Here is an 11,303-nt window from a genome sequence, read left to right as displayed (position 1 = left end):
ATTCATCGACGTGTTCACAACGTAGTAGCATGATTTCGTACACCTGACGAACCGTCGAACTATTCTCCAAAGTGCAATAGATGACTTTCAATGAGGCTTCGATGGCATCTAGCGGGTCGGTATAGCGCTCTGAACAAAGGGTTAAGTCCACATTTTCGATCAGCGGCGCGAACACATCTTTCCGTACCTCCAGAAAGAGTTCGGCTTTCCCCTTGAAATGCCAGTAAACCGCGCCGCGGGTGAGGCCTGCAACCTGTGCAATTTGCTCCAAAGTTGAGCGGCCAACACCATGCCTATGAAACACCTCTCTGGCGGCGTCAATTATCTTCTGGCGGGTGCAATGCGCTACTGCCTTAGTCCGTCTGACCACAAAGCGCTCCGGTTTTGTTCTTCCATGTGCGGCGCGTGCCAATCCATTCGTCTCTTGCTCCTCCAGCACACCCCGATTGTCCGGGACAGTTGATCCCGATTGAAATTTTCAGGCTAGTGTAGTGTTGCACGCAGAACGCGACTTATAGCCTCAGATTTTGTCGTCCCTGCGAAGGCGGGGACCCAGTGTCTTCGTCGCGGAACGCCACTGGATTCCCGCCTTCGCGGGAATGACGTGTAAATCTCACTATGTTCCATCAAGAATGCAGCACTACACTAGGTCTAATTCTGATGTCCTCTTGTTGGATTGTACAGTACAATCTAATCGTCTCAGAAACTAAGGGAAACTCAGGAGCCCTTTTGTCGAAATCATTGCCAACGACACCATCAACATGCTGACCATGTTCGCCATGGCTGGCCATCGGACTGCTAGTCGACGCCGCCGGGGCATTGCTGGCTTCCGGCTCACAACTGTATAAAGCGCTGGGCGGCAGGCTGGCAGCAAGAAATGAGCACGGTGCCTGAACACGACCATGCAGACATGGCTACAGGCCAGTGCCGGTTGCATTCTTTGCATGTAAGCGCTGATTTGCAGCGCTCTGCGTCGTGTGGCTTTTCGCGCCAGTTGCTGACGAAACGCAAGTACTCGCATCCTCGTCAGGTTTTGTCTGCATGGCTGCCCTTGAGTGTTGGCTGTGTAGAACTTAACGCTACGTAAAGCGCAGTTTTTCCAATCTTGAGTCGTAGAGCGGCCTCTCGAACGTTTAGTCCTTGAGTTAGTAGCGTCCTGGCCTTCTGCAATTTCTCGTCCGTCACGACGGGCTTTCGCCCTCCCTTGCGGCCCCGTGCAGCGGCGGCGGACAAACCTGCCTTGGTACGTTCGCGGATCAGATCGCGCTCAAATTGTCCGAGCGCGCCGAATACGTGAAATATGAGGCGGCCGCCGGGTGTCGTGGTGTCGATGGCTTCGGTCAGGGAGCGAAATCCCACGCCACGCGCTTCCAGTCCGGCAACAACCTCGATCAGATGAGGCAAGGAACGGCCCAGCCGATCAAGTCGCCAAACCCCAAGAACATCACCTTCACGCAGGAATGCCAGTGCCGACGATAGGCCGGGCCGTTCCGATGTAGAACCGGAAACCGTGTCCTCAAACACTCGCTCGCATCCGGCCTTGCGAAGCGCATCCGTCTGCAAGGCGGTATCCTGTTCCGCCGTCGATACCCGTGCATAGCCAATCAATGCCATTTCTGATTTTCTTGTCCGTTATCTCGTCCGCTAATTATATTGTCCGACTTATCACCAAATCAACATTTTTACGGACAATATGGGCGCGGCCGTTAGACGATCGTTTGACGGACAAACGCCGTGGGCACAATGAAACAGCGAACCGTCTTAAGCCGGAACCGCCGAAAGTTCCGTCAGCCGAAAAGCTTGCTGTGCGAGCCAAGCCTGGCCAATCTCAGGGTGTCGGAGTCGGACTTGCGGTAAATCAGCAGCAGGTCGGGCTTGATGTGGCATTCACGGTAGCCTGCCTAATCGTCAGAAAGGTCGTGATCGCGGTAGCGTGCATCCAACGGCTGATCGGTTGCCAGTGCGAGCAGCACCGGTCTGAGTACTTCATCGAGCGTGCCGCAGTACTGGCCCTTTCGGTCAACGGAGAAGTCTTCCGTGAGTTTTTCAAGTGACTCATGGTGGGCGAGGAGAAACCCGTTTTCCATATTCTTGACGGTCATCCGATTCCAAAATTCAAACTGATCGAGAAGTTTGTCGAGGACCAAAAGGAAATGCTCAAACGGTTCTATCTGCCGCCATATCCGCCAGTGGCTGGGTGGTGGATTCAGCAGAGGTACAAGCAGAGGTTCCCCGACATCATGACGATTGCTCCGGTCAACGCATCAATCCATTTGGCTGATGCTCTTTCGAAAATGTACCAGGGCGGCGACGAAAAATACCGCGCCGATTACGATCAGTGCAAGCACTTGTGGCCAAACCACATCGAAACCGGCTCCGCGATAGAGAATCGCCTGAGCGGCGGCAACAAAGTGCGTGGTGGGCGCAACTTGCATGATGTTCTGCGCAAGGATTGGCATGCTCTCGCGCGGCGTGGTGCCGCCTGATAGCATCTGCATCGGTAGCAATACCAGCATTATCAACAGCCCGAATTGGGGCATGCTGCGCGCCAGCGTTGCCATGAAAATCCCAATGGACGTGGTAACGAAAAGGTGCAATGTGGCGACGGCCAGGAACAGCGCCAGCGAGCCCTCAATCGGCACCTTGAGTGCCCACTGCACGATAAAGTTCAGTGAAAATGCGGTAGCCAGCAAAACGACCAGCCCCATTGACCAGATCTTGCCCAGCATGATCTCGGTGGGAGTGACGGGCATGACCAGCAGGTGTTCGATGGTGCCGTGCTCGCGTTCGCGGATCAGCGCGGCGCCGGCCAGCACGATGGATAGCATGGTGACGTTGTTGATAATCTCCATCAGCGAGCCGAACCAGGCCCGCGTCAAGGCCGGGTTAAAGCGCATCCGCAAGGCCAGGTCGACCGGTGGCACGGCACTGCCGCGATAGCGCTGGACGAATTCGTTGATTTCGCCCATCACGATCTGCTGGATGTAGCCGCTGCCGGTAAAGGCCTGACTCATGCGCGTGGCATCCACATTGAGCTGGATGGCCGGCGCGCGCCCCGCCAGCACGTCGCGCTGGAAGTTCGGCGGAATATTGAGCGAAAAGGTATAAAGCCCCGCATCCAGGCCGACATCGACCTCGGACAGCGTCACCCGCGTTGGCGGCATGAATTGCGGTGGATGCAGGGCCGAGGTGATGCGTGCCGATAGCGGCGAGTCGTCCTCGTCAACGATCGAGATCGGCACATTGCTCAAGCCTTCCGGCATGGCGGTGGCGGCGATGTAGACCTGAAAAGTGAAGCTGTAGGCGATGAGCACCAGCATGATCGGGTCGCGCAGCAGGCTCCACAGTTCCTTGATGCCCAGACGATAGATGTTGGATGCCAACGCCATGTTCATTGCTCCTGCTTTTTCAACAGGGCGATCGAGAGGCCGAGGATGACCGCGGCGGCCGCGATCATCGGCACGAATACCGCTTGCAGATCGGCAAACCCCAGCGCCTTGTTGAACACGCCGCGGCTGATGGTGATGTAGTGCGTGGCCGGGTAAATTTCCCCGATCAGTCGGCCGACGCCTTCCAGCGACGAGACCGGATTGATCATGCCGGCGAACTGGATGGCCGGCAGCATGGAACCGATCATGGCAAAGAACATCGCCGCGATCTGGCTGCGCGTAAAGGTGGAGGCGAACAGACCGAAACCGGTGGAAAAACCGACATAGATCAGCGTCGCCAGCGTCAGGGTCAGGAAGCTACCCTTGACCGGGACGTCGAACAGGGTCACCGTAACCAGGCTCATCAGCAGAAAATTGAGCATGGCCAGCACGATGTAAGGGATTTGCTTGCCGATCAGGAATTCGCTGCGGGTCACGGGCGTGACATAGAGATTGATGATCGAGCCCAGCTCCTTTTCGCGCACGACGGATAGCGCGGTAAGCATCGCCGGGATCATCAGCAGCAACAGGGGAATGACGGCCGGCACCATCGCCGGCAGGCTCTTCACGTCGGGGTTGTAGCGAAAGCGCGTCTCGATGGTGGCGCCGCCGGCTGTGATGTCCTGACCGAAGCGAGTTTTGGCGATATCGATCAACCAGCCCTGGTGCATGCCCTGCACATAACCCTGCACGGTTTCTGCCCGCTGCGGCATCGCGCCGTCGATCCAGGCGCCGATCTGCACCGGGGTACCGCGCTGCACGTCGCGCGCGAAGCCCGACGGAATTTCAATGGCCAGCGACAGTTCGCCGCTACGCATGCGCCGGTCGAGGTCGGCATAGTCGGCAAGCGGCGGGCGCTCGACAAAATAGCGCGAACCGGAGAGGTTCAAGGCATAGTTCTGGCTGAGGCTGGTCTGGTCGCGGTCCAGCACGGCGTAGCTAAGATCGTTCACATCCATGGTGATGCCGTAGCCCATGATGAGCATCAGGATCAGGCTGCCGAACAGCGCCATCACTAAACGCACCGGGTCACGCCGCAGTTCCAGCGCCTCACGCAGGGTATAGCTGAAGGCGCGCGCAAAATTGAAGCCGCGGTGCCGCATCCGCGGGTGCGTAGATATGCCTTGCGGCGCGGCGGAAACAGGCGCCCGGGGCGTGGCGTCGGCCTCTGTCTCGGCCGGGTCCGCGTCCTCCAGATAAGCGATAAAAGCTTCTTCCAGCGTTTTGGCACCGCGCTTTTTGACAATCTCCCATGGCGCGTCGCTGGCCAGCACCCGGCCGTCATTCATCAGCGAAATGCGGTCGCAGCGCTCGGCCTCGTTCATGAAATGGGTCGAGATGAAGATCGTCACCTTGTCGGTGCGCGACAGATCGACAAGGAACTGCCAGAAGGCATCGCGCGCCACCGGATCAACGCCCGAGGTCGGTTCGTCCAGGATCAGCAGTTCCGGCGCATGCACCAGCGCCACCGCCAGCGACAGGCGCTGGCGCATGCCGAGCGGCAATTGGTCGGGCATGGCATCGGGCGCGCCGTCCAGCCCGAAACGCGCCAGAAGTTCGCTTACCCGCGCCGGGATCGCCGATTCCGGCACATTGAACAGGCGCGCATGCAGCACCAGGTTCTGTTCGACGCTGAGTTCGGAGTACAGCGAAAACGCCTGCGACATATAGCCGACACGCCGCCGCGTGGCGATGTCGCGCGCGTCCACTTTCTGTCCGAACAGCCAGGCCTCGCCCTCGGACGGCGGCAAGAGGCCGGTGAGCATTTTCATCGTGGTGCTCTTGCCGCAGCCGTTGGAACCGAGGAAGCCGAAAATCTCGCCGCGGTGGATGCGGAAGCTGACGCGGTCAACCGCCGTGAAATCGCCGAAGCGCATGGTCAGGTCGCGCGCTTCGATGGCGATATCCTCGCCGTCGGCAAACGGCGGCACCACGACGGCCCGGTGGCCGCGTTTTTTTTCTTCCGGCAGCAGCGCGATGAAGGCCGCCTCCAGCGTCGCAGTGCCGGTGCGTTCGTGCAGTTCCTTGGGCGACCCGGTGGCGAGAATCCGCCCCGCGTCCATCGCCACCAGCCAGTCGAAGCGTTCAGCCTCCTCCATGTAGGCGGTGGCGACCATCACGCTCATGCCCGGACGGGCTTCACGGATATGGGCAATCAGTGACCAGAATTGCGTGCGCGCCAGCGGATCGACCCCGGTGGTTGGCTCATCGAGAATCAGCATGTCCGGGTCGTGGATCAGTGCGCAGCACAGTCCCAGTTTCTGCTTCATCCCGCCGGACAGTTTGCCTGCCGGACGAGAGAGGAAAGCATGGAGGCCCGTCGCTTTCGTCAACTCATCGATGCGCCGCCGACGTTCAGCCGCATCGTGGCCGAACAGGCGGCCAAAGAATTGCAGGTTGTCTTCGACCGACAGGGCCGGGTAGAGATTCTTGCCCAGACCTTGCGGCATGTAGGCAATGGCGGGGCATACCCGGCCGCGGTGGCGTCTTGACCGCATGTCGCCGCCCAGCACTTCCACCATGCCTTGCTGGACCTTGCGCGCGCCGGAAATCAGGGCCAGCAGGCTGGACTTGCCGACCCCGTCCGGGCCGATCAGCCCGACCATGCGGCCAGCGGGCACCGCCAGATCAACGGCATCCAGCGCCATCGTCTTGCCATAGCACAGGCTGACACCGGACAGGCGCGCGACCGGGTCTCCTGGCACACTTGGCACGTTTGGCCTATTTGCCTGGATGGCGCCGGAGGCGGCAAGCGTCACTTGGCCGCCCTCACTCCGCGACCTTGATCTTGAGCGATTCAGGCCACTCGGCCTGTGGGTCCAGCTTGATCCAGGCCATGCCGGGCAGGCCGGTCTTGACCTGCTTCAGGTGTTTTTTCAGCAGCTCGGGATCGATGCGGGCTTTCACCCGGAACATGAGCTTTTGCCGTTCAACTGCGGTTTCCACGGTTTTCGGCGTGAATTGCGCGACGCTCGCGACGAACGACACCTGCGCGGGAATCACATAGCCGGGCGCGGCATCCAGCACAAGACGCACCTCGCTGCCCAGCGCGACCTTGCCGGCCACCGTCTCGGGCAGGAAGAAGGTCATATAGACATCGCTCAGATCCACCATGTTGAGCACCTTGCCGCCGGCACCCAGCACTTCACCGGGCTGAGCCACGCGATACTGCACACGGCCGTCGCGCGGCGCCTTGAGCTGGCTGTCCTTGATATCCGCCTCGATGCGCGCAATCGTCGCGGCGGCGGCCTCGACAGCGGCGCGGGCACCGGTGACTAGTGACTTGCTTGCCGCGATGGCCGCTTCGGCCGCCTTTGCCTGGGCTTTGGCCGCAGCCAATGTGGCCTGGGCGTTATGCACTGCCGCCTGATCGTCGTCGAGTTGCTGGATGGATGTCGCGCCTTCACGCGATAGCGTTTGCGAACGGGTCAGGCGCCGTTTGGCGTTATCCAGTTCGCTCTCGCGCTGCACGACGATGGCTTGCGCCGCCGCCAGGTCGCTTTCACGCATCCTGGTTTGCGCTTCGGCGCTCGCCACGCCGGTAATCGCCTGTTGCTGCTGGGCGCGCGCCTCATCGCGCTGCGCGGTGAGCACATCGATCTGCATTTGCGCCAGCACCTGGTCTGCCTGCACAAAATCTCCCTCCAAGGCGAAAATCTCGACCACGCGCCCCGCATACTTGGTGGCGACATCGATCTCGGTGGCTTCGATACGGCCATTGCCGCTGACAAAGCCTTCGCCCAGGCCTTTCGGGCGGGTCATCGTCCACACGCCCCAGGCGAGCAGCGCAATGGCAATGGCCGCAGCGGCCAGGAGCAGGTTTTTCTTGAGTGCAGGGCTTAATGGATTCATGGTGAGTTCTCGTGTGTGCTGTCGTTTTAATTTGCCTGGCGGGTTGCCGTATCCGCCGGGGCGGCAAATTCCTGGCTGCCGCCGCCCAGCGCTGCATACAGGCTTACGCGGCTGGAGAGCAGGGCGCGTCGCGTTTGCACCAGTTGCTGCTCGGCCGTGAGCAACTCGCGCTGGGCATCCAGGACTTCAAAATAAGGGGCGCTGCCATTGTCGTAACGCAACTGGGATAGCCGCGCACGTTCGGTTTGCGCCGCCAGCGTCGCCTGTGCGATGCGCACCTGTTCAGTCAGCCAGTGGCGGGCGGATAAGGCATCGGACACATCACGGAAAGCCGCCTGCACGGTCTTTTCATAATTCGTCACCGCCAGGTCGCGGCGGACTTCGGCCAGATCGAGGTTGGCGCGGTTGCGCCCGGCATCGAAAATCGGCAGCGAAAGGCTGGGCATGAAGTTCCAGGCGCGGCTGCCGGAATCGAACAGGCCATTGAGTTCGGCGCTGGCGGTGCCCGCCGAACCGGTCAAGGTAATGCGCGGAAAAAAGGCCGCGCGCGCCGCGCCGATGTTGGCCTGGGCGGCGCGCAGCTGGTGCTCGGCCGCGACGATGTCGGGGCGTTGCAACAGCAGGTCGGAGGGCAGGCCGACGCGCAGTTCCCGCGCCACGGCATCGTCGCCGAGACCGGTGTTTTCCGGCAGCGGAGGTAGCGGCGAGCCGACCAACAAAGTCAGCGCATGCGCCTGGACGGCTCGCCCCTGTTCGAGTTGCGCGGCCAGAGTTTGCGCCTGTTGCAGCAGAACTTCCACTTGTACCAGGTCCATCTTTGCGATCGCACCAACTTCAAAGCGTCGCTTAAAAATGCGCAACGATTCCTCGCGGCTGGCGATGGTCTGACGGGCCAGCGCGATGCGCTCGTCCAGTTCCCGCAGCGCAAGATAGCCGACCGCAACCTCGCCAACCAGGCTGACGGCGAAAGCGCGGCGTGCCTCATCGGTAGCGAGATAGGTTTCGAGGGCCGCATCCTTGAGGTTTCGCACCCGGCCCCAGAAATCGAGTTCCCAGGCGGCCAGCCCCACATCCACCTGATACAGACTGCCGATTTGCGTCTGCCTAGTCACATTCAGGTCGGCCGGTAGGCGCGCGCGGCTGCCATCAACGCTGGCCGCAATGGTCGGCAACTGGTCAGCTCGCTGGATGCCATAAGCGGCCCGGGCTTCCGCGACGCGCAGTACCGCGATTCTCAGGTCGCGACTGTTATCCAGTGCCCGTGCAATGAGCGCCCGTAGATGTGGATCAACGAAATAGTCGCGCCAGGCGATTTGGGGGGCGATGGAGCCATCGGACATTGCACCGGGTTGACTCTCTGTATCGGCGGGATACGCCGAGGCGACCGGCAGCGTCGGAGTTTCATGGCGGGGGGCCAGTGAGCAGCCGGTCACTGCCAGAACACCTGCCAGCGCACACAGGGAGGCTACGCCGCGCAGTTGTCCATCCAACTGCATTCGGATGGGCGCGTCTTCTCGCCGGATAGAAGCGTTCATCATCTTCTTGCTCCTTGTTACGAAGTCTCTGCGTGTAGCCACACAACATGCCTCGTCCCTCTCTCAAGGAAAAAAGTAGCTGGCTCGCAGTTGCACATAGTCCTGACCTGGGTTGGGCTGCTTGATGTCGGCATTGGAGTAGTGAGTTAGACGCAGCCCAAGCAACCAGGGTGTGCCCTGCAGTCGATGGAACAAGCCGACCGAACTGCCGAACTGAAATGTGGTCGAGATGTTTTTGTCGCCAAGATGGGTACCCGAAAACACGTTCGCGCCAACACCCAGTTCGACCCCGGTATTCGAAGCAAACCACCAACGTGCAAAGGGCGTGACGCCAACATGCAACAGATCGCGGTTGGACTGGCCAGAGGGTGCGCGCACCATCCCCAGCGAGTATTCCAGGCTCACGTCGAGGGGATGGACTGCTAACTCTCCTTGCCAGAAAGGTGCGGTTTGATAGCTCAAGGCAATACTGTGATATCCATCGAGGCTCCCGGCGAGCCCTCCCAACTCATCCGCATGGACGACGTGACTCGCGGCTACCAGCGTTGTCAGCACGAAGACAACAACCGTGCGCGGCAGAGTGTTTTTATCATTCGTCATGTTTCTCCCTCGTTATCGGACAATTGAAAACCCCACCCTCACTTGCGTCCCACGGTCCAGATTGTAATCGAGCAGGCTTTCACCGTACCCCTTGAATAACTGGAAGTACAGGAAGCCGCCCGTGCGGGCGAAAAACGGTTGGCGTAGCGGGTAGGAAAGATCGAACTGGGCGCTGCCATGCCCTGAGGTACCGTTGCGCAACTGCGTTGCCAAAAGCCAGCCGTTCTCGCGGCCATAGCGGAGAATCCAGTCCGCGTAACCCCGGTAGCGCTGGATGTCCGGGTTGTCTGATTTTTCCAGATAGCCATAAACCTTGGGTGCGAAGATCAACGTGCGTCCATCCAAAAATCCGCTGCGCCAGACGGGCTGCGCAAAGAGCGTGTTGATGCTGCGCGAACTCACGCCATCCTTGCCGTTTGATTCGTGCTCGAAACCGGCGCGCAGCACCTCGGGCATCAGGCGGCTCTCACCGTGAGTCTCTCCCTGCCAAAAGAGACTGGGCCGGTAGCTGGTATCGCGAAATGGCGACGAATTGGCGCCCAGATCCCAGATTGAAGTCTGCGTATAGCCGAAATGCAGACGAGATAGAAATGGAATCCACTGCACCGGATGGCTATCAGGGTCGAAAAGCCGGTACTTGAAGCTCAATTGGAACCGGGCAGTGGCTCCGCCACCGCCACCCACGACAAAGTACATGGGCTCATTGGCCGACAACGCCGGTTCGTCCGCGGCAAATAATTTGCTGCCTGTACCGCTGGATCGCGTGACGGGCGTCGCGTCGCTATACATGGGCGCACGCATCCGCTCGATCGGATCGGCGGCAGTGACCACGAGGGCCAGCCGGTTCGATTCGGCTCCAGCCAGATGTGCCCGAACCAGCCCTGATAGATGGGCAGGCAATACCCCGCGATACGTTCGGCGTGTGTCCTCTGTCAAAACCGGATCTACAATAGCAAGTTCCACTTCCAGCGCTCTGTCGTCGCGCACTAACCTGAGCCTGAGAGTGTCCGGCCAATCCGCCTGCGCCGCCGGTTTGACGATATCGAGCATGATCGGTGCCCCCGCGCGCGCAGTCTCGTCGGGAGTGGCGATCAGCCAAGCTGGCGCCGCGGCGGCGGCGGGTAGTGCGACCAAGCACAGACAGAGATACGCGGCTAGCCTCATCGAAGCGGCCAGCGGCAGCAGGCCGCGAAGTCTAGCGAGCAATTCATGATGTTTCCCCCCAAGTTCTAACAAAGCTCGGAAGATTCAATGGCGACAAGCAGACTGCATGGTAAATGATCAAGCAGCCGAGACCCGATCGAGTTGCCTAACCAGCGGGACAGCGCACCCCTTTCGGTGTGGCCGAGCACCACCAGATCGGCGTCGATTTCGTGCGCGTAGGCGGCGATTTCGCTGGCCGGGTCGCCATCGCGAACGCAGACCACGACGGTCAGCACCAACCCGCGCAGCTCGGCAACGGCGCGCCTGATGGCCTCTTCCAGGTGCAGCTGTTCCACACCCCAGACATCTTCCGTGCCCACTGCCTCGGCAATGGCCATGCTGCCGGTTGTCTCAACGATGCTGAGCAAATGCAGCTCCGCTTTGCAATCTTTGGCGATATTGGCCCCTTGATGCAGGGCGGCCATGCTAAAACTCGATCCGTCATAGGCCAGTACGATTTTCTTGTACATGCTGTCTCTCCGTTATTATTGATCGTTCCCGATCTGGATTATTTCGCAATATTCTTCGCGATAACCGTGTCGGCCATCTTGTCGGCGTCCTGTACCAGTTGGCCGAGCGATTGTGTCGCATAGACGGGAACAGACGGCATGGCTGCACCGAGCACGGCCCCATCGCGTCGATGTGTATCGACGGTGACCGTCGCCGACAGACCAACGCGCAACGG

At 60.2% G+C, this 11,303-nt stretch carries 9 protein-coding genes and 1 pseudogene; all 10 read right to left on the bottom strand.

The genetic code is table 11. The annotated features are described in order from the left end of the window. Positions 1-439: TetR family transcriptional regulator (locus RUU78_RS10795; protein WP_313916446.1), on the bottom strand; the 439-nt coding region annotated here is incomplete at its 3' end. A gap of 587 nt (positions 440-1,026) precedes the next feature. Next, the gene (locus tag RUU78_RS10790) at positions 1,027-1,614 is read right to left on the bottom strand and encodes a recombinase family protein (protein ID WP_298311702.1); all 588 of its coding nucleotides are present in this window, start codon (positions 1,612-1,614) and stop codon (positions 1,027-1,029) included. A gap of 173 nt (positions 1,615-1,787) precedes the next feature. Then, positions 1,788-2,087 (bottom strand): annotated as a pseudogene (locus RUU78_RS10785) (type II toxin-antitoxin system YafQ family toxin). A gap of 177 nt (positions 2,088-2,264) precedes the next feature. Then, positions 2,265-3,395 carry an ABC transporter permease gene (locus RUU78_RS10780; protein ID WP_288074027.1) on the bottom strand — a complete coding sequence of 377 codons (1,131 nt, stop codon included), beginning with the start codon at positions 3,393-3,395 and terminating at the stop codon, positions 2,265-2,267. Beyond that, positions 3,392-6,187: a ribosome-associated ATPase/putative transporter RbbA gene (rbbA, locus tag RUU78_RS10775; protein ID WP_343232313.1), complete on the bottom strand. Its 2,796-nt coding sequence runs from the start codon at positions 6,185-6,187 to the stop codon at positions 3,392-3,394. The genes RUU78_RS10780 and rbbA overlap by 4 nt, the downstream gene beginning before the upstream one ends. A 10-nt stretch (positions 6,188-6,197) precedes the next feature. Continuing rightward, complete coding sequence (locus tag RUU78_RS10770) at positions 6,198-7,280, bottom strand: HlyD family efflux transporter periplasmic adaptor subunit (RefSeq protein WP_298312949.1); 1,083 nt, start codon at positions 7,278-7,280, stop codon at positions 6,198-6,200. A 26-nt stretch (positions 7,281-7,306) separates the two neighbouring features. After that, on the bottom strand, positions 7,307-8,818 hold the full coding sequence (locus RUU78_RS10765) for an efflux transporter outer membrane subunit (RefSeq protein ID WP_298312946.1): 1,512 nt from the start codon (positions 8,816-8,818) through the stop codon (positions 7,307-7,309). 60 nt (positions 8,819-8,878) lie between these two features. Then, entirely contained in the window at positions 8,879-9,415 is a 537-nt protein-coding gene (locus RUU78_RS10760) for an acyloxyacyl hydrolase (RefSeq protein ID WP_298312944.1), read from the bottom strand. A 12-nt stretch (positions 9,416-9,427) separates the two neighbouring features. Next, a complete protein-coding gene (locus tag RUU78_RS10755; RefSeq protein ID WP_311098114.1) occupies positions 9,428-10,465 on the bottom strand; it encodes a phospholipase A in 1,038 nt (345 codons plus the stop codon). A gap of 179 nt (positions 10,466-10,644) precedes the next feature. Then, entirely contained in the window at positions 10,645-11,088 is a 444-nt protein-coding gene (locus tag RUU78_RS10750; RefSeq protein WP_298312718.1) for a universal stress protein, read from the bottom strand. Positions 11,089-11,303: the final 215 nt, after the last annotated feature.

It is taken from the genome of Tahibacter sp., assembly GCF_032229445.1.
In the GTDB taxonomy this organism is placed as follows: Bacteria; Pseudomonadota; Gammaproteobacteria; order Xanthomonadales; family Rhodanobacteraceae; genus Tahibacter.
Note: the sequence above shows the minus strand (reverse complement) of the source record. Positions and strands in the feature narration are given on the sequence as shown.

What these genes read in the sequence shown, in the direction of transcription:
- RUU78_RS10790 (WP_298311702.1), bottom strand. Translation starts at nt 1,614, where the DNA reads ATGGCATTGATTGGCTATGCACGGGTATCGACGGCGGAACAGGATACC.
- RUU78_RS10780 (WP_288074027.1), bottom strand. Translation starts at nt 3,395, where the DNA reads ATGAACATGGCGTTGGCATCCAACATCTATCGTCTGGGCATCAAGGAA.
- RUU78_RS10770 (WP_298312949.1), bottom strand. Translation starts at nt 7,280, where the DNA reads ATGAATCCATTAAGCCCTGCACTCAAGAAAAACCTGCTCCTGGCCGCT.
- RUU78_RS10765 (WP_298312946.1), bottom strand. Translation starts at nt 8,818, where the DNA reads ATGATGAACGCTTCTATCCGGCGAGAAGACGCGCCCATCCGAATGCAG.
- RUU78_RS10760 (WP_298312944.1), bottom strand. Translation starts at nt 9,415, where the DNA reads ATGACGAATGATAAAAACACTCTGCCGCGCACGGTTGTTGTCTTCGTG.
- RUU78_RS10755 (WP_311098114.1), bottom strand. Translation starts at nt 10,465, where the DNA reads ATGCTCGATATCGTCAAACCGGCGGCGCAGGCGGATTGGCCGGACACT.
- RUU78_RS10750 (WP_298312718.1), bottom strand. Translation starts at nt 11,088, where the DNA reads ATGTACAAGAAAATCGTACTGGCCTATGACGGATCGAGTTTTAGCATG.